The sequence below is a fragment of the Arthrobacter koreensis genome, assembly GCF_009193255.1.
Classification (GTDB): Bacteria; Actinomycetota; Actinomycetes; order Actinomycetales; family Micrococcaceae; genus Arthrobacter_B; species Arthrobacter_B koreensis.
This window is the reverse complement of sequence record NZ_WACG01000001.1, coordinates 1,263,510-1,286,387: the sequence shown is the minus strand read 5'-3', so window position 1 is coordinate 1,286,387 and position 22,878 is coordinate 1,263,510. Positions and strand designations below refer to the sequence as shown.

General features: G+C 66.4%; 22 protein-coding genes. 7 read left to right on the top strand and 15 right to left on the bottom strand.

The window, feature by feature from the left end:
• Window positions 1-56 precede the first annotated feature (56 nt).
• Genes GD628_RS06115 through GD628_RS06105 form a run of 3 tightly spaced genes read right to left on the bottom strand, consistent with a single transcriptional unit; the run spans window position 57 to window position 5,693 of the window.
• Complete coding sequence (locus GD628_RS06115; protein WP_152274110.1) at window positions 57-524, bottom strand: SRPBCC family protein; 468 nt, start codon at window positions 522-524, stop codon at window positions 57-59.
• A 59-nt stretch (window positions 525-583) separates the two neighbouring features.
• Window positions 584-3,061 carry a phosphoketolase family protein gene (locus GD628_RS06110; RefSeq protein WP_152274109.1) on the bottom strand — a complete coding sequence of 826 codons (2,478 nt, stop codon included), beginning with the start codon at window positions 3,059-3,061 and terminating at the stop codon, window positions 584-586.
• Window positions 3,062-3,104: 43 nt separating this feature from the next.
• Entirely contained in the window at window positions 3,105-5,693 is a 2,589-nt protein-coding gene (locus tag GD628_RS06105) for an ATP-dependent DNA ligase (protein WP_152274108.1), read from the bottom strand.
• 132 nt (window positions 5,694-5,825) lie between these two features.
• Here GD628_RS06105 and GD628_RS06100 point away from each other — a divergent pair, with 132 nt between their 5' ends.
• From GD628_RS06100 to GD628_RS06090, 3 genes are all read left to right on the top strand, one after another.
• Window positions 5,826-7,313 (top strand): SDR family oxidoreductase, encoded by a 1,488-nt coding sequence (locus GD628_RS06100; protein ID WP_176697490.1) that lies wholly within the window; start codon window positions 5,826-5,828, stop codon window positions 7,311-7,313.
• 128 nt (window positions 7,314-7,441) lie between these two features.
• Window positions 7,442-9,682, top strand: a complete 2,241-nt coding sequence (locus tag GD628_RS06095; protein WP_152274106.1) for an acyltransferase family protein — start codon at window positions 7,442-7,444, stop codon at window positions 9,680-9,682.
• 43 nt (window positions 9,683-9,725) lie between these two features.
• A complete protein-coding gene (locus GD628_RS06090; RefSeq protein WP_091600834.1) occupies window positions 9,726-10,961 on the top strand; it encodes a L,D-transpeptidase in 1,236 nt (411 codons plus the stop codon).
• Window positions 10,962-10,976: 15 nt separating this feature from the next.
• Here the strand turns inward: GD628_RS06090 and GD628_RS06085 are convergent, their stop codons facing one another.
• The 3 genes from GD628_RS06085 to GD628_RS06075 form a co-directional block, all read right to left on the bottom strand.
• Window positions 10,977-11,198, bottom strand: coding sequence for a PLD nuclease N-terminal domain-containing protein (locus GD628_RS06085; RefSeq protein ID WP_091600835.1), 222 nt, complete (start codon window positions 11,196-11,198; stop codon window positions 10,977-10,979).
• 35 nt (window positions 11,199-11,233) lie between these two features.
• Window positions 11,234-11,671, bottom strand: coding sequence for a hypothetical protein (locus tag GD628_RS06080; protein ID WP_091600836.1), 438 nt, complete (start codon window positions 11,669-11,671; stop codon window positions 11,234-11,236).
• A gap of 107 nt (window positions 11,672-11,778) precedes the next feature.
• The gene (locus GD628_RS06075) at window positions 11,779-12,654 is read right to left on the bottom strand and encodes an alpha/beta fold hydrolase (protein ID WP_152274105.1); all 876 of its coding nucleotides are present in this window, start codon (window positions 12,652-12,654) and stop codon (window positions 11,779-11,781) included.
• A 94-nt stretch (window positions 12,655-12,748) separates the two neighbouring features.
• On the opposite strand from GD628_RS06075, the gene GD628_RS06070 reads away from it, so the two are divergent.
• Window positions 12,749-13,324 (top strand): TetR/AcrR family transcriptional regulator, encoded by a 576-nt coding sequence (locus GD628_RS06070; protein ID WP_152274104.1) that lies wholly within the window; start codon window positions 12,749-12,751, stop codon window positions 13,322-13,324.
• Here the strand turns inward: GD628_RS06070 and GD628_RS06065 are convergent.
• The gene (locus tag GD628_RS06065; RefSeq protein WP_091600839.1) at window positions 13,321-13,908 is read right to left on the bottom strand and encodes a sugar O-acetyltransferase; all 588 of its coding nucleotides are present in this window, start codon (window positions 13,906-13,908) and stop codon (window positions 13,321-13,323) included. The genes GD628_RS06070 and GD628_RS06065 overlap by 4 nt on opposite strands.
• A 50-nt stretch (window positions 13,909-13,958) precedes the next feature.
• On the bottom strand, window positions 13,959-14,576 hold the full coding sequence (locus tag GD628_RS06060) for a LysE/ArgO family amino acid transporter (RefSeq protein ID WP_152274103.1): 618 nt from the start codon (window positions 14,574-14,576) through the stop codon (window positions 13,959-13,961).
• A gap of 71 nt (window positions 14,577-14,647) precedes the next feature.
• Between GD628_RS06060 and GD628_RS06055 the strand changes: the two genes are divergently transcribed.
• Window positions 14,648-15,529, top strand: coding sequence for a LysR family transcriptional regulator ArgP (locus GD628_RS06055; protein ID WP_152274102.1), 882 nt, complete (start codon window positions 14,648-14,650; stop codon window positions 15,527-15,529).
• On the opposite strand, the gene GD628_RS06050 is transcribed toward GD628_RS06055, so the two are convergent.
• Genes GD628_RS06050 through GD628_RS06040 form a run of 3 tightly spaced genes read right to left on the bottom strand, consistent with a single transcriptional unit; the run spans window position 15,523 to window position 17,971 of the window.
• Complete coding sequence (locus tag GD628_RS06050; RefSeq protein WP_152274101.1) at window positions 15,523-16,044, bottom strand: flavin reductase family protein; 522 nt, start codon at window positions 16,042-16,044, stop codon at window positions 15,523-15,525. The two genes, GD628_RS06055 and GD628_RS06050, sit on opposite strands and share 7 nt — an antisense overlap.
• Before the next feature lie 38 nt (window positions 16,045-16,082).
• Complete coding sequence (gene soxR / locus GD628_RS06045) at window positions 16,083-16,541, bottom strand: redox-sensitive transcriptional activator SoxR (RefSeq protein ID WP_091600843.1); 459 nt, start codon at window positions 16,539-16,541, stop codon at window positions 16,083-16,085.
• Window positions 16,542-16,579: 38 nt separating this feature from the next.
• Window positions 16,580-17,971 (bottom strand): FAD-binding oxidoreductase, encoded by a 1,392-nt coding sequence (locus tag GD628_RS06040; RefSeq protein ID WP_152274100.1) that lies wholly within the window; start codon window positions 17,969-17,971, stop codon window positions 16,580-16,582.
• 176 nt (window positions 17,972-18,147) lie between these two features.
• On the opposite strand from GD628_RS06040, the gene ku reads away from it, so the two are divergent.
• Both ku and GD628_RS06030 read left to right on the top strand, forming a co-directional pair.
• Entirely contained in the window at window positions 18,148-19,068 is a 921-nt protein-coding gene (gene ku, locus GD628_RS06035; protein WP_152274099.1) for a non-homologous end joining protein Ku, read from the top strand.
• Between the two features lie 3 nt (window positions 19,069-19,071).
• Window positions 19,072-19,326 carry a hypothetical protein gene (locus GD628_RS06030; protein ID WP_152274098.1) on the top strand — a complete coding sequence of 85 codons (255 nt, stop codon included), beginning with the start codon at window positions 19,072-19,074 and terminating at the stop codon, window positions 19,324-19,326.
• 12 nt (window positions 19,327-19,338) lie between these two features.
• Here GD628_RS06030 and GD628_RS06025 read toward each other — a convergent pair whose 3' ends face one another.
• Genes GD628_RS06025 through GD628_RS06010 form a run of 4 tightly spaced genes read right to left on the bottom strand, consistent with a single transcriptional unit; the run spans window position 19,339 to window position 22,714 of the window.
• A complete protein-coding gene (locus tag GD628_RS06025) occupies window positions 19,339-19,578 on the bottom strand; it encodes a DUF2630 family protein (RefSeq protein ID WP_091600847.1) in 240 nt (79 codons plus the stop codon).
• A gap of 45 nt (window positions 19,579-19,623) precedes the next feature.
• Window positions 19,624-20,307, bottom strand: a complete 684-nt coding sequence (locus tag GD628_RS06020) for a glycosyltransferase (RefSeq protein WP_193313204.1) — start codon at window positions 20,305-20,307, stop codon at window positions 19,624-19,626.
• Window positions 20,304-21,650 (bottom strand): bifunctional PIG-L family deacetylase/class I SAM-dependent methyltransferase, encoded by a 1,347-nt coding sequence (locus tag GD628_RS06015; RefSeq protein WP_226802359.1) that lies wholly within the window; start codon window positions 21,648-21,650, stop codon window positions 20,304-20,306. The genes GD628_RS06020 and GD628_RS06015 overlap by 4 nt, the downstream gene beginning before the upstream one ends.
• Window positions 21,647-22,714, bottom strand: coding sequence for an acyl-CoA dehydrogenase family protein (locus GD628_RS06010; RefSeq protein ID WP_091600850.1), 1,068 nt, complete (start codon window positions 22,712-22,714; stop codon window positions 21,647-21,649). The genes GD628_RS06015 and GD628_RS06010 overlap by 4 nt, the downstream gene beginning before the upstream one ends.
• Window positions 22,715-22,878 lie beyond the last annotated feature (164 nt).

Genomic DNA, 22,878 nt, shown 5'->3' with positions numbered 1-22,878 from the left:
CCAGTCACGGCCCGTTTCAGCCTCCAGAAGAGCCGTAACTGGCCTCTCGGCGGGGTTTAGGAACCGGAAACCGCCGCAGCCAGCTTGTTCAGCGAGCCCTCAAGCTCGTCCTTGCTGATCATCGGGAAGGAGACCTTCTTCAGGGTGTCCTTGTCCGTGACCTTGCTCCAGTCGTAGGTGAGGGTCACTTCGGTGGAGTCCGGACCCAGGGAGTCCAGCTCCCACATCCATTCCCAGCCCTTCGGTTCCGTACCGGCGGGCGCGGTCTGCCAGGCCAGCAGCTGGTTGTGGCTGAAGCCGGTGACGTGGTTCTCCGTCTTGTAGTCACCCATCTTGGCGTTGGACATGTTCATGGTGAAGACGTCCCCCACCGCGGCGATGCGGTCTGTCTTCTCATCCGAAACCACCATGCCCGAGCCGTCCAGCTCATGGTGCCGCTCGGGGTTGGACAGCAGGTGGAAAATGTCCCCTGCCGAAGCGTCGATAACGCGGGAAACGGTGATGGTCGACTGCTCGTTGGACATTGTTCTCCTTCGTGTAGACGGATACTGCCATCCCGCCGGGCGGTAGCCCGGAGGGAAACCTAGTCTTGCGTTGAGCGCTGCGCCTCTTCGAGCGTCCAGCCGCTGATGAACGGTGGGTCCTGCCCCTCGTCGCGGGTGTACTGACGGCAGCGTTCCCGCTCATCCTGCAGCCACTGCCGGAGCCCGGCCTGGGTGGACCCCAGCGACGGTACGCGGTCCAGCACGTCGATGGCCAGCTGGAACCGGTCAATCTGGTTCAGCATTGCCATGTCGAACGGCGTGGTGGTGGTGCCTTCTTCCTTGTACCCGCGCACATGCAGGTTGCCGTGGTTCGTGCGCCGGTAGGTCAGGCGGTGGATCAGCCAGGGATAGCCGTGGTAGGCGAAAATGATGGGCGATTCCCGGGTGAACAAGGTGTCGAAGTCCCGGTCGGAGAGACCGTGCGGATGCTCGGTTGAATCCTGCAGGCGCATCAGGTCCACCACGTTCACCACCCGGATCCGCAGCTGCGGGAGCCGTTCCTTCAGCAGCGCGGCGGCGGCAATGGTTTCAAGGGTGGGGACGTCTCCTGCACAGCCCATCACGACGTCGGGATCCGGCTGCGGGCCAGGCCCGCTGTCTTCGCTGCCGGCAAAGTCCCAGACGCCGATACCACGCTTGACGTGCAGCTTCGCCTCTTCGGGGTTAAGCCAGACCGGAGCCGGCTGCTTGCCGGAAACCACCACGTTAACCCGGTCCCGGGTGCCCAGGATGTGCTGGGTGACGGCCAGCAGGGTGTTCGCGTCCGGCGGCAGGTACACCCGGATCACGTCGGCTTTTTTGTTCACCACGTGGTCAATGAACCCCGGATCCTGGTGGGAGAACCCGTTGTGGTCCTGCTGCCAGACGTGGCTGGAGAGCAGGTAGTTCAGGGACGCGATGGGCTGCCGCCAGGACAGCTCCCGGCTGACCTTCAGCCATTTGGCGTGCTGGTTGAACATTGAATCGACAATGTGGACAAAGGCCTCGTAGCAGTTGAAGACCCCGTGCCGGCCGGTGAGCAGGTAGCCTTCCAGCCAGCCTTCACAAAGGTGCTCGCTGAGCACTTCCACCACGCGGCCGCTGCGGGCCAGGTGCTCGTCCACTTTGTCGATCCGCTGCTGCCAGACCTTGTCCGTGACGCCGTAGACCTCCTGCAGCCGATTCGACGCCGTCTCGTCCGGCCCGAAGATCCGGAAGTTCTCCGGGTTTCGCCGGATGATCTCCGCCAGGTACCTGCCCAGGTTCAGCATCGGGCTCACCCGTTCACTGCCCGGTTCGGCGATGTCGACGGCGAACTCCGCGTAGGAGGGCAGCCGCAGGTCCTGCAGCAGCCGGCCGCCGTTGGCGTACGGGGTGGCGCTCATCCGCAGGTTGCCCGCCGGGGCGAGGGCGGCGATTTCGGCGCGGAGTCGCCCGTCGCCGTCGAACAGGTCCTGGGGCCGGTAGGAGCGCAGCCAGTCTTCGAGCTGGGCACGGTGCCCGTCGTTCTCGTTCACCTCGGCCAGCGGAACCTGGTGTGCCCGCCAGGTTCCCTCCACCGGTTTGCCGTCCACTTCGCGCGGACCGGTCCAGCCCTTGGGTGACCGGAAAACGATCATGGGCCAGCGCGGGGCATGCGGATCGACGTCACCGGATGAGGGCGCGTCCGCCGGAGCGGCAAGCTTTTCCCCGGTCCGGTACGGGGCCTGGATTGCGTGGATTTCGGCCAGGCAGGCACTCAGTGCCGCAGCGAAGTCCTCATGGGCGGCCATCACGGCGTCGGGGTCAGTCACGGTGACGAAGTGCGGACGGTAACCGTAGCCCTCGAGCAGCTTTCCCAGCTGGGATTCGGGCATCCGGGAGAGCACGGTGGGGTTGGCGATCTTGTAGCCGTTCAGGTGCAGGATCGGCAGCACCGCTCCGTCCACCGCCGGGTCCAGGAAGCTGTTCGAGTGCCAGGACGCGGCAAGCGGGCCGGTTTCGGCCTCGCCGTCGCCAATCACGGTAGCGGCGACCAGGTCCGGATTGTCGAATACGGCACCGTAGGCGTGGGCCAGCGAGTATCCCAGCTCGCCGCCTTCGTGGATTGAGCCGGGGGTTTCCGGGGCCGCGTGGCTGGGCACGCCGCCGGGGTAGGAGAACTGCTTGAACAGGGTGCGCAGCCCGTCCTCGTCTTCCCCGACATGGCTGTAGATCTCCGAATACGTTCCCTCCAGCCATGCGTTCGCCACGTTGGCCGGGCCTCCGTGTCCCGGGCCGGTGATGAACAGGAATTCCTGGCCGGTCTCATTGATGAGCCGGTTCAGGTGCGCGTAGATGAAGTTCAGGCCCGGGGTGGTTCCCCAGTGACCCAGCAGCCGCGCCTTCACATCCTCCGGTTCGAGGGGCCGGCGCAGCAGCGGGTTGTCCCGGAGGTAGATCTGCCCTGCGGAGAGGTAGTTGGCAGCACGCCACCAGGCGTCCACTGCCTCGAGCTGGTTTTCCGGCGGCTGCGCGGTGCCGGGCAGGCGTTCGTCAGGGGTTCGGGTGCTGGTCATCGCTGCGTTCCTCCCGTTGGGGATGGGTGACGGTCTGGAGTTCCTAGGACGGCGGCGCCGGTATTTCGGGTACGACGTCGGAGGGCCGCTTATCCGGCCGCAGCCCGCGCCACACAGGATGGCGGAGCTTGCCCGTTCCGGTGCGTTCGGCGTAGGTAACCTCTCCTACCAGGACGGGGCGGACCCAGCGGGCGTCGGACGCGTCGGCTCGGGGCACGTCGTCCAGGGGTGCGGTCTTGCGGGAGAGTTTCTTCAACCGGGAACCCACCAGGGCAAGGTCCTTCTCGCTCAGGCCGGACCCGACCCGGCCGATGTACTGCAGATCCGTCCCGTCCGGAACCGCCACGAGCAGGGACCCAACCTTGTTGGCCCGGTTTCCCTGCCCCGGACGCCAGCCCACAATCACTACTTCCTGGCTGAACTGGTTCTTGAGCTTGACCCAGCTGCGAGACCGGGTGCCCGCCGAGTAGCCGGCGGAGCGGCGCTTGGCCACCACGCCCTCAAGGCCGAGTTCCTTACTGGCCTCAACGGCGTCGTCCATGCCCAGGTCCAGGGCGGGCGGAACCTGGATGTGCCCGCCGTCGTGCCCCGATTCAACCGCCTGTTCCAGTATTTCGCGGCGTTGTTCGTAACTCAGGTCCAGCAGCGAGTTCCCGTCCAGCCAGAGCAGGTCAAAGACCATGAACTGCACCGGTGTCTTGGCGGCCGCGGCTTCCGCATCGCGGGTCCGGGTCAGGTGCATGCGCGGCTGGAGCAGACCAAAGTCCGGGCGGCCGGCCTTGTTCAGCGCAACGATCTCCCCGTCCAGGACAGCGCGCTCTCCGTTCAGCGACCCGCCGAGCTCCTGCAGTTCGGGGTAGGCAACGGTCATGTCGTTGCCGTTGCGGCTGATCAGCCGGGTCCCTTCGGGGGTTACCTCCGCGATGGCCCGCACACCGTCCCATTTCATCTCAAAGGCCCAGTCGGCGTCGTCGTTGATGTCTGCCCGGGAACCCAGGGTTGCCAGCATCGGCTTCAGCGACGGCATGCCGGAGTCCTGGATGTCCTTCTTCACCGCTGCACTGTCCGGCAGCGGGAGCGGATCCGGGCGGGCCTTGGCCGCGGCCTTGGTTGCCTGCGCCGGACCTTTAGCGGTCTTTGCCGGTTTCGCCGCTGGAGCTGCGTTGGTGGTTTTGGGTGTTTTGGAACCCTGGTCCTTCATCAGGTGCAGCAGCCAGTTGCTCTTCCCCGGCTCGTTCGCGCCGGTGTGGATGAACGCGAAGCGGCGCACCGCCGAACCGTCGCGGGCAAGGCCGCCGTCGGGCTGGCCGTGAACCGTGACAATCACTTCCTTCTCCGGGCGCCACTTCTCCGTCTCATAGGTGCCGTGGTCCCAGATGGTGACCTCTCCGGCACCGTATTCGCCTTTCGGAATGGTCCCGGAGAACCCGCCGTAATCCAGCGGGTGGTCCTCGGTCTGGACGGCCAGGTGATTTTTGTCCGGCGTAGTGGGAGGGCCCTTGGGCACCGCCCAGGAAACCAGCACACCGTCCCGTTCCAGCCGGAAATCCCAGTGCAGCCTGCGGGCATGGTGTTCCTGGATGACGAAGCTGTTCCCATCCCCTTCCACGGCTTTCGGCGCTTCGGCGGGCACGGGTTCGGGAGTCTTCGCGGCGTCTCGCATGCTGCGGTACTTGTGCAGCTTGTCCGGTTCGGCGTCGGATTCCAGGACATCGGGATCGGCTTCGCCCGTGTGCATGCCGGCCAGCGGGTCCCCGATGTCCTCGATGCGGTCCAGGACTTCCTCGTAATCCAGCTGCGCCAGGTCCGGGTCCTCAAGCTCCTCCCAGGTCCGCGGTGCGGCGACCATGGGCCGGAAGCGGCCGCGCAGCGAGTAGGGGCAGATGGTGGTCTTGTTGGCGTTGTTCTGGCTCCAGTCCACCAGCACCTTGCCCTTGCGCAGGGTCTTTTTCATGTCGCTGACCACCAGGTCCGGATGGTCCGCTTCCAACGCGCGTGCCAGTTCATGCGCCACGGCGCTGACCTCATCCGAGGTTTGCCCGCCGTCCAGGGCAGCGTAGAGATGGATGCCCTTGGATCCGCTGGTGACCGGCCGGGCGTCCAGGCCCATGTCCGTGAGGATGCTGCGGGCCAGGCGGGCGACTTCGGCACAGTCCGCCAGGGAAGCGCCCTCTCCTGGGTCCAGGTCCAGGACCAGGCGGTCCGGGTTCTGCCGGACGCCGCGGGGGCCGAACTGCCATTGCGGAACGTGGATCTCCAGGGCTGCCAGCTGCGCCAGCCAGGTCAGCGTCGCCAGGTCATTGACCAGCGGATAGACGTTGGAGTGGTCCTTGTGCTCAATGGTGTAACGCTTCACCCAGCTCGGGGCGGAGTCGTCAATGTTCTTTTGGAAGAAGACCTGTCCGGGATGCTCCGGGGTTCCGACGCCGTTGACCCACCTTTTGCGCGTGGCCGGACGGTTGCGTGCATAGGGAACCAGGGTTGGGGCGATGGCCGCGTAGTAGGAAAGGACATCGGCCTTGGTGGTGCCGGTTTCCGGGTAGAGGACCTTGTCCAGGGATGTCAGGCGCAGGCGGTGCCCGTCCACACTGACCGTCTCCCGCTGCTTCGGGGCCGTTCCCGTTGTCGCCATGCCCTCTAGTCTTACCGGGATTTCAAGGCAATATCCAGTAGACATCAGCATGCTTACAAAATGTTGCGGCGTTTTGTGGAGGGATGGGGCAAGGGCCACCGAAGCGGGTCCCGGTGTGTGTATGTTGGGGCAATGGCGGACACTCAGCGGGTTTTGGTCACCGGAGCAACGGGCTACATTGGCGGGCGCCTCGTTCCGCTGCTGCTGGCGGACGGACGCACGGTACGGGTGCTGGTCAGGTCCCCGGAGAAACTCAATGACGTCCCCTGGCGCGACGACGTTGAAGTAGTGCAGGGCGACCTCTCCGACGCCGAGTCGGTGGAGAACGCCTTCCAGGACGTGGACACCGTGTACTTCCTGGTCCATTCGATGGCCTCCGGAAAGGGCTTCGCGGCCCAGGAGGAGAACATCGCGAACATTGTCGCGAACGCCGCGGAGAAAGCCGGCGTTCAGCGCATTGTGTACCTGGGCGGGCTGCACCCGAACGAGGGCGAGCTCTCCCCCCACATGGCCTCGCGCACGGCCGTCGGCGAGATCCTGCTCAAGGGAGCCGTTCCGGCCGTGGTTTTCCAGGCCGGCGTGGTGATCGGCTCGGGCTCCGCGTCCTTCGAGATGATCCGCCACCTCACCGAAACCCTGCCGGTCATGCCCGCTCCCAGCTGGGTGCGGCGGAAAATCGAGCCGATCGCGGTGCGGGACGTCCTGCACTACCTGGTGGAGGCCGCAAACCTGCCCGAGGGCCTGAACCGCACCTTCGACATCGGGTCCGGCGAGGTCCTGGAGTACGCGGACATCATGAACGGCTATGCCCAGGTTGCCGGGCTGCCCCGCCGGCGCATCTACGCGCTGCCCATCCCCGCCCCCAAGCTGGCCGGGCTCTGGGTGGCCCTGGTGACCCCGATCCCGCTGGCCATGTCCCGACCGCTGGTCGAGTCACTCCAGCACGACGCCGTGGCCAAGGAACGGGACATCAAGAACTACATCCCGGTTCCCGACGGCGGACTGACCAACTACCACGACGCCGTAACCCGGGCGCTGGGCAAGGAAGCCCGCAACGAGGTGGAGACAACCTGGGCCAGCGCCTCAAGCGCCGCGGACCAGGCCTCCGAGCCGCTGCCCTCTGACCCGGACTGGGCAGGGCAGACCGTTTACGTGGACCAGCGCCGCCGCGGCTCGGACGTTGACCCGGCGCATGTCTGGCAGGTCATCGAGGGGATTGGCGGCAAGAACGGCTGGTACTCGCTGCCCATGGCGTGGGCGATCCGCGGCGTGCTGGACAAGACGGTGGGCGGCGCCGGCCTGACCCGGGGACGCCGGAACCCCGCCACCCTGCTGACCGGCGACGTCGTTGACTGGTGGCGCGTTGAGTTCCTGGAGCGCGGCACCCTGCTTCGGCTGCGCGCGGAGATGCGGGTTCCGGGGAAGGCCTGGCTCGAGCTGCGGGTGGACCCCGACGGAGACGGGAGCGTCTACAGCCAGCGGGCCATCTACTTCCCGCGCGGTCTGCTCGGCCGGCTGTACTGGTGGCTGATCTACCCGTTCCATGGGCTGATCTTCCCCTCCATGGCCAAGAACATCACCCGGCAGGCAGCACGGATGGCGGAGCAGGACGCCGCCTGACGCCACGGCGAATGCCGCCCTGTCAAGGGTTCCGACCGTTTTTGGGTCCGCCGTGGGCCAAGTAGCGGGTGGGAGCACCACCGGGCTAGATTCGTTTCAAACCCCACCGTTGAAGCGAAAGCGAATCTTTGCCAGCGCCTGCACCCCAGCCCGCCCCCAGTGTCCGGGTTCCCACCCGGCCACGGCACCGGCCGGGCGGGAGCTTCCGCTACGACATTGAGGGCCTCCGTGCCCTGGCAGTCCTCGCCGTGCTGGCGCACCACCTGCTGGCCTGGCCCGCGGGCGGCTACGCCGGAGTGGACGTCTTCTTCGTTATATCCGGTTTCCTGATTACCACCATCCTGCTCCGGGAGATCACCTCCCCGCAGAAACTGTCCCTGCCGGACTTCTACCGGCGCCGGGTACGCCGGCTTGTTCCGGCGGCCGCCGCAGTCCTGGCCGCAACCTCGGCGGCGGCGTTCCTCGTGTTTGGTCCCGGGCGCGCGGCGGCCATCCTGGAAGACGCCGTCTGGTCCTTCTTCTTCCTGGGCAACTGGCGCTTCGCTGCTTCCGGCACCGACTACCTCCACGCCGGAACCGCGGTCTCACCGCTGCAGCACTTCTGGTCCCTGGGCGTGGAAGAGCAGTTCTACCTGGCATGGCCATGGGTGCTGGTGGCGGGAATCGCCGTGACGGCGGCGCTGCGCCTCACGGACCGCGGCATGCGGGTGCTGCTCCTGCTCTTTATTGGAGTTCTCTGTGCGGCGAGCTTCGCGTTCGCTGTCTGGGAGACGGCGAACCGGCCCACCACCGCGTACTTCTCCACGCTCTCCCGTGCCTGGGAACTCGGGACGGGGGCAATGCTCGCCGTGGCCTCCCCCTGGCTGTCCCGTCTTCCGGCCCTGGTCCGGGCTGCGGCCGGGTGGGCCGGGCTGGCCGGCCTGGCGGCGTCCGTCCTCCTACTCTCGGCGGACAGTGCTTTTCCCGGGCCTGCCGCCGCACTGCCGGTACTCTCCACACTGCTCGTCCTGGCTGCCGGGACCGGCGCCCGCAGTCCGGGACACAACCGCATCATGTGGCCGCTGACCAACCCGGCCAGCCGCTACATTGGCCGGATCTCCTATTCCCTGTACCTCTGGCACTTCCCCGTGGTGGTGTTCGCTGCGGCGCTGGCCCCGGATACACCGCCGCTCCTGGCGCTGGCGCTGACCGCCGGGCTGGCGGTGCTTTCCTTCCATTGGATCGAAGATCCAGTCCGCCGCTCGCGCTGGCTGCAGCCCCGCTATGCCGCCAGGGAACGCGGCCGGCGCTACCGCCGTCCGGCACTTGAACCGCGTCCAGCCCGCCTGGCGGCCGCAGCCGCTGCCGCAGGCCTGCTGTCCGCAACCCTGATCGCCGTCACACTGGAGACAACGCTCCAGCCGTCCGACTCACCGGCAGCCGCGAACCCGCCGTCGGCCGCCGTTCCGTCCCCTGGACCCGCGTCCCAGCCGGATCCGCTGGCTGCCCACACCGCAGCCCTCCGAAAGGCACTTGGGAGCACACAGTGGCCCTCCCTGTCGCCGGACCCCGCAACCTTTACGGAAGGCGGCCGCAGCGCCAAGCCCGCCGAATGGGTCGTGGACGGGTGCCTGGGCGGAAACGAAGCCCGCGAAGAGGATCCGGTGGCCAACACCGGTCACTGCATCTACGGCGACCCGGACGCACCACGGGATCTGGTCCTCTACGGGGATTCAGTTGCCATGGCCTACCTGCCCGCCCTCCGCGCCGTGCTGGAGCCGGAGCAATGGCGCATCCACGTTTACACCGCAGCGGGCTGCGCCCCGGCAGATGTGCCGCAAAACAGGATTGGCGGCGCCCCCTATCCGGAATGCACTGCCTTCCGGGACTGGGCCGTCGAGCGGATCGGGCAGCTGGCTCCGGATGTGCTGCTTATGGCTTCCTTCAGGTATGACCCGGCGCTGGCCAGCGGTGCCGTCTCAGAGGCCGCCGACGCCGAATGGCGGGAAGGTACCCAGCGCATTCACGCGATGCTGGCCGGCAGCGCGGACCGGACGGTGGTGCTCTCCGCTCCTCCGGAGGCGAAGGACCCGTCCCAGTGCGCCACGCGCTTCAGCACGCCGTCGGACTGCGAAACCCGGCTCCCCGGGAATCACGGCTTTCGGCTGGACCTTGAATCCGCTGCAGCGGCGCAGGGCAACCCGGACGTGGAGTGGGTCGACACTACCGCGTGGTTCTGTGTGCGGGAACGGTGCCCGGCCTTCGTGGGCAACACGCCGCTCTATGCGGATGCGTACCATCTCAGCGCTGCCGGGTCCCTGGCCCTGGCTCCGCTGCTGGCCGAAGTGCTCGAAAGCCCGGCTGACGAATCAGCCGGCCCGGCGGCCTAACGTAGGATGACTTTCAGCTAGAGAGACGTAGGGGACAGAGACAGTGCAGGAAAAGAGCAGCCGCAAGCGGTGGATTGCCCTGGCCGCAGCGGCGGGGATATTGGTGATCGGCGGCGCCGCGGGCGTCGCAGCCGCCACGGGAGCGTTCGACGCCGTAACGCCTTCCGGGCAGCAGTCACAGCCTTCCGCCTCGCCCACCCCGTCCGAACCGGCGGTCCCCGTGGCCTTTACTGCTGAACCGGCAGACAGCTCGGTGGAAGTCAATCCCGTCTCCGTGCCCGTCCTTAAAGTCCAGCACGGCACCATTGAATCCGTGAGCTTGGCGCCCAGTAACGGCGGAGAAGATGTTGCCGGGGATTTCGCCGCCGGCAAGACCGAGTGGACGGCCACCGAGCCGCTGCAGTTCGACACCGAGTACACCTTCGCCTTCACCCTCGCGGACGCCAACGGCGAGACCACGCGGGAATCCCAGACGTTCCACACCGTGACCCCTCCCAACGAGGCCAACGCCTTCATGGCGCCACTGGACAAGTCGGTAGTCGGCGTCGGGCATCCCATCGAGATCAACTTCAGCGAGCCGGTACTGAACAAGCAGGCCGTCGAGGCCGCCATTACGGTCACGAGCACCAGCGCGCAGACCGGTGCGTTCTACTGGATCTCCGACACCAAGGCCCGCTACCGTCCGGAGACCTTCTGGGAGCCGAACAGCACCGTCACCGTGGACATGAATCTCTTCGGCGTTGACTTCGGCAATTCGATGATCGGCAACTTCAACGAGACGCGCACTTTCCAGGTTCACAATTCCCGCGTCGCCGTGGTGGACAATGCGACCAAGACCATGCAGGTTTTCATCGACGGCCAGCTCACCCGCACGTTCCCCGTGACGCTGGGCGATTCGGCTTGGCCTTCCCCCAGTGGATACCAGGTAGTGATGTCCCAGCACGAGAAGCTGCCCTTCCGTGCCGAGAGCATTGGGCTCAAGCCCGGAGACCCGGACTACTACGAGCCCTTTGACGCTTCCTGGGCCAGCCGGCTGACCAACAGCGGAGTGTTCGTCCATGAGGCGCTGCCCGGAGCCATGGGCGCACTGGGCGTCATCAACGTATCCCATGGCTGCGTCGGCATGTCGCCGGAGGGCGCCAAGTACTTCTATGACACGTTCGAGCCCGGAGACCTGGTCCAGGTCCTCAACACCGGAGTGGGCCCCGCGGCGATGTGGGACGGCTACGGGGACTGGAACGTACCCTGGGCGGAGTACTCCACCCAGGCGAAGGGCTAGTTCCTCTCCGCGGAACTAGCCGCGGCGCCGGCCGAAGACGAAGTAGCTGATCGGGCCGATGAAGTTCACGGCGCAGGCGGCGCTCCAGGCGGCCTTTGATCCGCGGATCTCGCTGCCCGGGCGGCGCCAGATGTCCACCAGCGCCGCTCCGGCAAGCAGGAACTGGACGCTGGAAAGGACACCGAGGCCCTTCTTCTGGCCCGTGGTCAGATCATTCAGGGTCTTTTTTCTGCTCATGGGAGCTCCTTTGGATGCTCGGGCCGGAGAGGTCTTCACCGGCTCATTCGCAGCCGGAAGGTCTGGATCTGCTCGATGAACACCTGCACGGCGGCGGTCAGTATTCCCAGCATAATCAGGTTCGGTGCCGCCCAGCGAAGCTTCTGTGACCACGGTTCAACGGGGTACCCGCTCCAGTTGGGCGGGACGGAGGTGGCCTCCGGCGGGAAAATGTTGTCCGCGAACATAAAGAAGACACCCAGGGCCACCAGGCCGGCAGCCAGGACCCAGGCGGCAATCCGGTACTTCCGCTGGTGCCGCTCCAGCTCCGGGTATGGATTCTGCGCGGACCGGGCCTGCGCCGGCGGGGGCGCGTCCGTGATCTCCACGATTGCCGGCGGTTCCTCGGTACTCCGGGAGAGGTACAGCTCCCCGCCCCCGCGCTGGTAGGCCGGGTCGTACCGCGGATCAATCTCGTCTTGCCTGCTGGTCATGGCCGTTCCCCTCCGGACAAGCTGGGCGGCCCCCGTTGGCCGCACCCATGGTGCAGCAACTGTAGCGGACCCGGGCCCCGGCGGCCCGGGTCCGCTGCATGGCTTATTTACGCTTCCGCCGGGACCTCGCGTGTTTCCGGCTTGGTGTCCTTGGCCAGGAAGGAGAGCAGCGCGTCATTCACTTCCTGCGCATGGGTCCAGAGCAGTCCGTGCGGTGCCCCTTCAATCTCCACGTACTGGGCGGACGGCAGCGCCTTCGCGAAGCGCCGGCCGGTGGCGTCGATGGGCAGGATGTTGTCAGCCGTTCCATGCACGATCAGCGCAGGAACATCGATCTTGGGAATGTCGCCCCGGAAGTCGGTGAGCCAGGTTGGCTGGGCGGCCAGCGAAGCGATGGGGCTCGCGGAGGAGGCGAGGTTCCAGCCTGCGTTGACCACTTCCTGGCTGAGCCGGTCAGTGCCCAGGAAATCATCCGAGTTGTAGAAGTTCTTGAAGAAGTCGGTGAAGAACGCGTACCGGTCTGCCGTAGCGGCCTCCAGCAGTCCGTCGAAGACTTCCTGGGGCACGCCTTCGGGGTTGTCCTCCGCCTTGAGCAGGTATGGTTCCAGCGAGCCGAGGAATACCGCCTTGTCCACGCGGTCGGACCCGAAGGTGGACAGGTAGCGCGCCACTTCGCCGGTACCCATGGAGAACCCCACCAGCACTGCCGAGTGAAGGTCCAGCGTATTCATCACAGCGTTCAGGTCTGCGGCAAAGGTGTCATAGTCGTAGCCTTCTGCGGGTTTGTCGGACCGGCCGAACCCGCGCCGGTCATAGGTAATGACCCGGTAGCCGGCCTGGAGCAGTGCGGCCGTCTGCTTTTCCCAGGACGAGCCGTCCAGCGGGTAGCCGTGGATGAGCACCACCGGCTGTCCCTTGCCGTGGTCTTCGTAGTAGAGCTCGATTGGACTGCTGTTCTCCGTGCTGACGCTGATACGCCCCATGGCGATGCTCCTCTCAATACGCTGTGAGAATGATCATTCTCAGGAGTTCCCAACTATAGGGAACGATCATTCTCAAAGCAAGTAGACTGAATCCATGAACCCTGGTGAGGAACGTGCACACGTGATCGAAGTGGCCGACCGGCTCTTCTACGAGCGCGGCATCCAAGCGGTCGGCATGGCCGAACTCCGGCGTGAGGTAGATCTGCCGCTGAAGAAGCTCTACTCACTGTTCCCTTCCAAGCAGGCCATAGTATTCGCCGTGCTGGACCGGCGCCACCGAATCTGGACGGCCGGGCTCCAGGAACGGATCGACGCCGCTGCGGACCCCCGGGCCAGGCTGCTGGCCGTCTACGACTACCTCTCTGACTGGTTCGCCGAGGATTCATTCCGCGGCTGTGCCTTCATCAATGCCTTTGGCGAACTGGGCAGCCAGTCTCCGGACATCGCCGAGCGCACACGGACGCACAAAGACTCGTTCCAGCGCGTACTTGCCGAACTCGTGGCTGCGGCGGGCGGACAGCCCGACCTCGCTCCCCAGCTGGCGCTGCTCGCCGAGGGTGCCCAGACCACGGCGGCTATCTCCGGTTCAGCGGAACCCGCCAGCCAGGCACGCCGGGCCGCTGAGATCCTGATCGACGCGCAGGTCCGCGCCGTTCCGGAACAGGCCTAGGATTCCGGCAGCTCCCGGATAACGCGGGCAGGATTGCCCACCGCCACTACGTTGGCGGGCAGGTCCCGCGTGACGACGGATCCCGCTCCCACCACGGTGTTCTCGCCTATGTTCACCCCGGGCAGCACGATCACGCCGCCTCCCAGCCAGACATTGTTACCGATGGTGATCGGCTGGGCTGCCTCCAGCTTGTCCCGCCGGGCCTCTGCTTCCAGCGGATGGGTGGGCGTCAGCAGCTGCACGTTTGGTCCAATCTGGACGTCATCGCCGATGGTGATAGCCGCTACGTCCAGCGCAGTGAGATTGAAATTGATAAAGGTCCGGGCGCCCACGGTGAGGTACTTGCCGTAGTCCACGAACAGCGGAGCGCGGATAACGCTTTGTTCTCCAATGCCGCCCAGCAGCTCGGCAAGCAGGGGCGCGGCGGCGTCGGGATCCTGCGGACTCAGCCGGTTGTACTGGTCGGACAGCGAGGCGGCCCGAAGGCTGTCCGCCTCCAGCTGCGGATCGTCGGCAATGTACAGGTCACCTGCCTGCATTCTGTCCCGCATGGACCGGCTGTCATTCTCAAAATATTTGGCCATGGCCCATGATCTCCTGAAGTCCTGTCCGCTTGCACTCACCCGGGCTGCCATCAGGAACCGGCAACCAGGCTGACCCCCAGCAGCACCATGAAGACGGCGATGCCGGCGTCGAGGAACTGCCACGCCCGGGGCCGGGCGAAGACCGGTCCCAGCAGCCGGGCACCGAAGCCGAGCGCGGTGAACCACATGGTGCTGGCCGCGACGGCGCCCGCAGCGAAGACCCACCGCCCGTCCGGCCCGTGGGTCGCGGCCAGTGACCCCAGCAGCACCACCGTATCCAGGTAGACGTGGGGGTTCAGCCAGGTCAGGCTCAGGCAGGTCAGCACAGCCGCCGCCAGCGTCCCGCCTGGTTGGCCGCCTGCCTGCAGGGCGGAGGGGTTCAGGGCGCGCCGCAGGGAAAGGAACGCGTAGGCCAGCAGGAATGCCGCACCCGCCCAGCGAATGATGTCCAGGGCCAGGGGTGCGGTCTGTGTGAGCCTTCCGATTCCTGCGGTTCCGGCGAGGATGAGGACGGCGTCGCTGAGGATACAGACGGCGATCACCGCGGGCAGGTGCTCACGTCTCAGCCCCTGCCTCAGGACGAAGGCGTTCTGCGCTCCAATAGCTACGATCAAGGCCAGCCCGCTGCCGAATCCCGCCAGCGCAGGGGCGAGGCTCAAGGTGTTCATAGGTCCACGCTAGGACTGCACGAAGAAGAAGCCTAGCTAATGTTTCTGTACTGTCTTTAGACTTCCTTAACATGGAGTTCAACGCCGACCAGCTGCGCGCCCTGGGTGCCGTCCTTGACCACGGAAGCTTCGACGCCGCCGCTGCGGCCCTCCACCTGACCACCTCTGCCGTCAGCCAGCGGATCAAGGCGCTGGAGACGCGGACCGGCTGCGTGCTGCTCAGACGCACGCGCCCCATCACCGCCACCGAGCCGGGTGCGGTACTGCTGCGGCTGGCACGGCAGATCAGCGCGCTGGAGCACGACGCCGTCGAGCGCCTTGGCTTGGACACCCAGCCGGGGCGCACGGCAGTGCAGCTGGTCATCAACGCGGATTCGCTCGCCACCTGGGTGCTTCCGGCACTTGCACAGGTGGAGGGAACCAGCTTTGAGTTCACTTTGGAGGACCAGGACTATTCGGCCGAAGGCCTGCGGAACGGAACGGCCATGGGTGCCGTGACCTCCAGTCCGGAACCGGTGCAGGGCTGCTCCGTCGCCGTACTGGGAACCATGCGCTACCGGCCGGCTGCCAGCCCGGGATTCCGCAGCCGGTGGTTCAGCCGCGGCTTTGGGGCCGCCCAGGCAGCGACCGCACCCATGGTGGTCTTCAACCGGCGGGATGCCCTCCAGGCCCGCTTCCTCGAGTCGGCCTTTGGTCCGGGTCTCCAGCCGCCCCGCCACTATGTCCCTGCATCCTGGGACTTCCTGCAGGCAGTGCGCCTTGGGTACGGCTGGGGAATGCTGCCGGACCTGCAGTCGGAGCAGCTGCTAACGGACGGCTCAGTCGTGCTCCTGGATCCTGATGCGCATCTGGACGTCCCGCTGTACTGGCAGCAGTGGCGCGTTGACCTGCCGGTTCTATCGCGGATAGCCGGCGCGCTGTCCGCGGCTGCCGGAAAGGGACTTCTTTACTGAGGCGGACGCAGCGTGGAGTGGTCACCCAGGTGGTGGTAGGTGCGGTCATGGTAGACCAGCGGAGCGGAGGCCGGGCCGGTATGGATCTCCAGGACCTCGGCGGCGATCAGGGTTGAACTGCCGGCCTGGGTGCGGGAGAGGATCCGGCACAGCAGGGCCCGCGGCACTCCTTCGAGCAGCGGTTCTCCGCCCGGAAGCGTGCTCCAGGGCAGGTCCCGGCCAAAGCGTTCGGTACCCCGGGCAGCGAAAAGGGCGGCAAGTTCGGCGTTTTCCGCACCCAGCAGGTGAACCACTATGGTGTCTGCTGAGGCGATCACCCCCGCCGAGCCCTCGGTGGAGGCGAGGGAAAACGCCAGGATCGGCGGCACGGCGGAGACCGAGCTTACGGAGGACGCCGTCAGGCCCACGGGCCCTTCCGCGCCGGCGGCCGTGATGATTGCCACGCCCGCGGGGTGCCCGCGGAACGCGTTCTTGAATTCATCCACCACCGGAGGGGTCACTGCCGTTGAAGTCATACTTCCACGGTAAAACCTCAACATTAGTTGAGGTCAAATTAGGAGTCCGGCTCCAGCAGCCGGGCCCCCGGGAAATCCCGCCCGGAGGCGTCGTCGGGATTGATGAAACTGCACTCCGCAAGGGAGAGGCAACCGCAGCCAATGCATCCGCCCAGGCGGTCCCGCAGGGCTTCCAGCTGGCCGATCCGGTTGTCCAGTTCAGCCCGCCATGCTGCGCTAAGCCTGCGCCAGTCCTCCTGGCCCGGGACGCCGTCCTCAGGCAGTTCAGCGAAGACTGCGGCTATGTGGGACAGCGGTATGCCCGCCCGCTGGGCGGCACGGATTACGGCGACGCGGCGCAGGACGGAGCGGTCAAAACGGCGCTGGTTGCCGCCGGTACGCCGGCTGCGAATCAGGCCCTGCCGCTCGTAGAAATGCAGGGCGGAAACCGCCACGCCGCTGCGCTGGGCAACCTGCCCTACGGTGAGCTCTTCCAGGGCCCGTGCGGGACCGTCCATGTGATTGCTGCCGCCTGTTCGTTCAGACCGGCCGGGATTCAGCCGCTTGCCGTGTCCATTAAACCAAGCGGCGGTACGGCATGCCCGAACCGGAACAGGTTTTGCGGATCCCAGTCTGCCTTCGCGTTGCGCAGCAGTTCGTAGGCTGCGGGTTCCCAGGCCCGCGCACGGTCCAGTTCATCGCCGGCGGGACCATGGAAGTTAATCAGGCTGCCGGCCGCATAGGGTTCGAACGCCAGCGCGAGCCGCACCAGCGCTGCCTCCGCCAGGTCCGGTGCCGGGAGCCCCGGCACGCCGAGCACGAACAGGTGGAATCCTGCGTTTCGTCCGGAAACAGTGTCCGGGAAGGGCGGTTCCGCGGAGAGTGCGCCGCCCAGGACCCGCAGCTCCAGCATCACCAGCGGCGTCCCGGAACCCGGGCCAACCTGGCGCAGCAGCTCGGCGGCAGCGGCGTCGTCCAGTTCGGTGAGGAGCATGCCGCGTTCCATGGCGGGAGCCGGATCAGCCGGATCACTGTGTACGGCATCGACGTCCAGGTAGTCCATGGGTCCGGCCGTATCGCTGACCGCGGGTAGCCGGCGGAAGGGTTCAAGCAGCTTATCCCCCTCCGCCTTCCCACCGAACAGGGCGAAGCGCAGGATCACCGGGGCCGTTCCACGCAACTCCGGAGGCAGGAAGGGCAGATCCGGCAGGTGCATGAAAGCCAGGGACGCGGATGCCTCATTCGGCAGTTCGGGAGCCCATCGGCGGAATGCATCAAGCGCCTCTCCCGCCTGGTCTTCCGGAAACACCAGCTGTCCGCCGTAGAAATCGCCCAGCGGTACCGCTGCCATGGTCATGCGGATAATAATTCCAAAGTTTCCCTTCCCGCCCCGCACGGAGGTAAAAAGTTCCGGCTCGGTTTCGGGGTCCACGCTGCGAAGGGTTCCGTCCGGGGTCACGACGTCGAAGCCTCGGACGTGGTCCGAGGCGAAGCCAAGGGTGCGTCCCATCAGCGGCAGTCCGCCGCCAACCGTGTAGCCAACCACGCCCACGCCGCCACTGGACCCGTGGGGCGCGGTCAACCCGTTGGGCACCAGTTCCCGCAGCACGGCATCCCAGCGCACTCCCGCCCCTACCGTGAAGGCTCCGGCTGCCAGGTCCAGGCTGATCTCCTGCAGGCGCGAGGTGTTGACCAGGAGGCCTTCATCCATGGGAGCGGACGCATTGTGGCCCGTAGCCTGCACCGCGAGCGGAATGCCGCGCCCGGAAGCCCAGGCCACTGCGGCCTGCACATCATGGTCATCCAGGGCACCCAGGACGGCATCGGGGTGATGAACCTGCGCTGGGTTGAACGCCGCTGTGTCCGCGGCGTACCCCTCCTCCCCCGGCAGTGAAACGGCGCCCCGCACTGCGCTTCGCAGGAAATCCAGGTCAGCTTCTTCAATCATGGGAATCTCCCTAAAAGAGTTCACGTCCGGCCCCGGCACCGGCGAATTGCTCATTAGGGTAGGACGGCGGCAGAACCCGGCCAAGGGGTCAGCCCAAAGATGCATGGGGCGGACCGCCGGCAGGCGTCCCGATACGGCTCTGGAGATTCACAGTCTGCTTGGTGTTCACTTGGTACATGAGAGCCATCTGGAAAGGTGCCATTGCGTTTGGGCTGGTCAACGTGCCGGTCAAGGTCTACTCCGCCACCGAGGACCACGACGTGAGCCTGCATCAGGTGCACGAAAAGGACGGCGGGCGGATCCGTTACCAGCGCCGCTGCGAAATCTGCGGTGAGGTGGTGGAGTACAAGAACATCGCCAAGGCGTACGACGACGGCGAGCAGACCGTGGTGCTCACGGATGAGGACCTGGCGTCCCTGCCGGTGGAAAAAAGCCGGGAGATCGAGGTCGTGGAATTCGTCCCCAGCGATCAGGTGGACCCTATCCTGTTTGACCGCACCTACTACCTTGAACCGGACTCGAAGTCCACCAAGTCCTATGTGCTGCTGCGGCGGACCCTGGAGGACACGGACCGCACCGCAATCGTGCAGTTCTCGCTCCGGCAGAAGAGCCGGCTGGGGGCCCTTCGGGTCCGCGGCGATGTACTCACGCTGCAGACCCTGCTGTGGGAGGACGAGGTCCGTGAAGCAGCGTTCCCCTCCCTGGAGGAGAAAGTGCGCATTTCCGCGAAGGAGCTGGAGATGTCATCAGCGCTGGTTGATTCCTTCAGCTCAGACTTCGACCCGTCCGGATTCACTGATGAGTACCAGGAACAGCTCCGCACCCTGATCGAAGCCAAACTGGAGAAGGGTGAAGCCCTCGACACCCAGGAAACCTTTGGTGAAGAGTCCGAGGACGAGGGCGGAAAGGTCCTGGACCTGATGGAAGCGCTGCGGCGCAGCGTGGAAAAGAACCGGGGTGCCAAGTCCGCCTCCGGCAAGGCCAGGAACGGCCGGAAACCGGCGGCAAAGGATCAGGAAGAACAGAAGGACAAGGAAGAACCAGCCAGGAAGCCGGCGGCAAAGTCCTCCGGCCGCAAATCCAGGAAAGGCGCATAAACCATGGGGATTACACGTTACTTCCGCGACCGCAGGGGCCGGCAGACCGTCTTCCTCCCGCCAAACCTGCCGATCCTGGCCTGGGCCGGGTTTGGAACGGCGTCGGCTATGGCACTTACCCCGCGGTACCGCCAGGCGCTCCACCGGCTCAGCCAGGGCGCCATGATGTGGTGGGCCGCCGGGGAAACCTTCCGGGGCCGCAGCCCGTTCCGCCGGACCATCGGCGCTGCGACGCTGGTGCGCGCCCTGACCCGCTAGGTTTCCGGACGGCTACTGCCGGTAGCCTTCCACTTCCCCTACCGGCCGCACCTCGGCCGTGTCAGGGTTCTCGCCGGCGTCTATCCGGGCACGGCGCTGGCGCAGCAGGTCCCAGCACTGGTCGAGCTGTTCACTGATGTTCCGCAGCTGCTCGGCGTGGGTTTCGGCGCTTTCACCGGGGCCGGCGCTGCGAAGCGACTGCTCCTGTTCAACCAGGCGTTCGATTTTTGCGTGGATTTGCTCAGAGTCCATTCCCTTACGCTAGGGCTCCGCGGGCGCCGGCACCACAGTGCGAGGCTAGTTGAGCAGTCCCCGGAGGTACCCGGAGAAACCTGCGGGTGCACGGCCGGTTAGGCGACCGGAAGTGACGGCACGGATCCAGTCGGTAGCGATCCACGGGATTGCCGCCGCCTTGACCCGTGATGCAAGGTCCACGTCTTCGCCGGTTGAGCCGGGCTTGAAACCGCCCGCGCTCCGATATGCGGCAGCAGAGAAGCCCAGGTTCGCGCCGTGGACGTGGGGATGCCCCTCCCCCAGGGTGTGCCGGGCCTGCCACAGGGCAAGATGCTCAGCATCCAGGTCCCTGGCATCCGGCACTACGGTTCCCAGCACCATGCCGTAACCGGCTGAGGCCAGGTTCACCTGCATCTGCAGCCAGCAGGCGGGAACCACCGTATCCGCGTCGGTGCTGGCGATCCACCCGGCTCCCAGTTCAAGTGCCGCTGCCGCTCCTTCGGCCCGGGCAGCGCCTACGTTCCCGGCTGCAGTTTCAAGCAGGTGCAGCTCGAGTCCCTGTTCAAGCGCAGCTCCGGCAGCCGCGGCGGCCGAGCCGTCGGCACACGAATCCAGGACCACCACCACGCTGACCCGAACGTGCGGTTCGAGTGCCTGGCAGGCAGCGGCCACGGAAGCCAGGCAGCGCGGAAGCAGTTCCTCTTCGTCCCGGGCAGGAATCACGACGCCGATGTGCGCCGGCGTCAAAGCAGCCCCTCCCGGCGCGCCACCGATTCGGCCGGCGAATGCACCAGGACGTCGATGCGGAAGTCTTCTTCCACGTGGGCTGAGAGTCTCTCCAGGCCGCTGGAGCGGAGAAAGGCGTCATGGACACTGTCTCCGGTGAGCGGCCACCCCTCATTCGGATGCCGCCAGTGGCAGAGCAGGAGGGCGCCGTCGCTGCCCAGCGAGCCTGCAGCACGCTGGACAGTTTCCGTCAGCTGCTCGGGTGTCAGGAAGTAGCCGATTTCGGAGATCACCACGAGGTCGAAGGCGCCGTCCGGCCAGTTCTCGGGGATGCTGCCTTCCAGCAGCTCGACGCCGGATTCAGGTCCCAGGCGCTGTTCCGCCAGCCGCAGTGCGCGGGCACTGATGTCCATGGCGGTGACGGTGTCCGACCGCCGGGCCAGCTCTTCGGTCAGCACCCCGATGGAACAGCCGGGTTCGAAAACCCTGGCGAACCGTTCCCGGGGCAGCATGGCCAGGGTCAGGGCCCGCTTGCGGGATTCATAGAAACTCGCCTCGAAGTTCCATGGATCCGCCGAGCGTTCGTAGAGTTCCTCGAAAACACCGCGCGCGCTGCGCGGAACGGTCAGGAGAAAAGCTTCAAAGGGGCGCTCAAAGTGGGCCAGGACTTCCGGGCCGAGAAGTACCTCATCGCCGGGCTGGCTGGACAGCGGATTCACTTGGCTGCTGTGGGCCGCCATGGCCGCACGTTTCGCCCCCGCTGCGTCGTCGCCCAGTGGATAAACGTGGAGGGCGGGAGGAAGGTCTTCCGGGGTTCCCCAGTGCCACAGCCAGATGGGGTACTCCAGCAGGGGTATCCGCGCGGACCGCGCGAACTCGGCGGCCACCTCCCCGGCGGTGTCATGGTCGGTGTGCCCGTCGCCGCGCCAAGGCGCGGCAATCCACAGGGTTCCGGCCCCGGCTTCCGCGGTTTCCCGCAGGGCCTGGAACAGCGCGTCACGGCTCCCGGCAAGGCCGCCGTCAGGGAGCCTCAACAGCCGGACGCGTGCGCCGGGGTCCAGGGCCGCGACGGCGGTGCGCAGTTCCTGTTCCCGGATTTCCGCCAGCTGCCCGGGCGTATGCGTCACTGAGTCCGGGTGTGATCCTTCCCCGGCTGTCGCCACAATGACATCTACGCTGGTTCCCTTCGCCGCGAGGGATGCGATCAGGCCCCCGGCCCCCAGGGTTTCGTCATCGGGGTGCGCAGCGAGGACCAGGAGCCGGTCCGGCGTTCCGGGAAGCGCAACTGAGAGATCTGGGGTGTGGTCCAGGGCTTCCAGCCATACTGCCTCGTCCTGGCTCGCGTCCCGGTGGGTGAAGCTCACCACGGCTCTTCCTCCCGCGCCAGCAGCAGCTTCCCCAGCGAGGCGTGGTCGCGTTCTGCATGGTGCTGGCGAACGTACACCTGCAGGTCAGCGATCCTGCGGGCGTGCTCTTCCTCAGCGGTGAGCGGACCCGGGCCCAGACCGTGGGCGGCAGCGGCCAGGACCCGTTCCACGGAGTCGGCCACGACGCCGCGGACGCGCTGGGCAAGCACTGCGCCCTGCTCACCCGCTGCCCGGCCGGCGTCTACGTCTGCGGCTGCACTGGCCAGCATTCGCCCGGCAGCCTGCAGGGAGAGGTCTGCCGCGCCGATAAGTGCCTGGGCAATCTGGTCCGGTGTCCGCTCGCGGCTCGCCTGGAACAGCCGTCGGGCTACGGCCACGGCACCTCCGTACCAAACCGCTGCAACGCCTATGCCGCCCCACGCGAAACCGTCACGTTCCAGGTACCAGTTATCCCTTCCAACCGGAACCGCGGGTACGGCGTCGAAGTCCACCGCCCTGCTGTCTACGGCCGCCAGTCCGCGGCTGATCCAGGGTGCCGGGGCTACCTGCACTCCGGAATCACGAAGGTCCACCGCGAAGGCCCGCCGGTTGCCGTTCCCGGTGTGGGCGGTCACCACCGCGTAGTCGAGCTGATCCGCCAGCGAACACCAGGGCTTGCGGCCGGAAAGCTGCCAAGCGCCGTCGTGCTCTGCTGCCTGCAGGGCCAGGCCGGGACCCTCGGCGGCATAGACGCCCCAGGTCCCGGCATGAAAGTCAATACCCTGCACTCCGGCTTCGGACGGCAGTAGCGCCGCCTGGGCCAGGATCGCCTGGGCATCCAGATGGGGTTCCACTACGCGGGCGGCAGTAAGGTCGGCGGCTCCCAGCGTGGCCAGCAGCTCCCACAGTGCAAGGGTCATGCCGGAGCCGGGCAGTTGGGCTGCGTCCGCGGCCGGTTTCAGGATCAGCAGGGACGTCACGGCGGAGCCGTCCGTGTCCGCGGCCAGTGCCATAAGTTCGGACAGGGTCTTCTCATGGGCCGGGGCTGCCTTCCCGGCTCCCAGCAGAACCGGGCGCCTCACGCGCGACCTCCGGTACGGCTGGGCGTATGCTCCTCCGCAGTGAGCATGAGGTCATGATGGAACTGCACTTGCCTCGCCTCCATCCAAAATAAGGGTGCTTCCAAATTACATGGTGCACCCCCCGGACGGGGAATAGACGCTTAACAAGGTTTTGGACACGACGC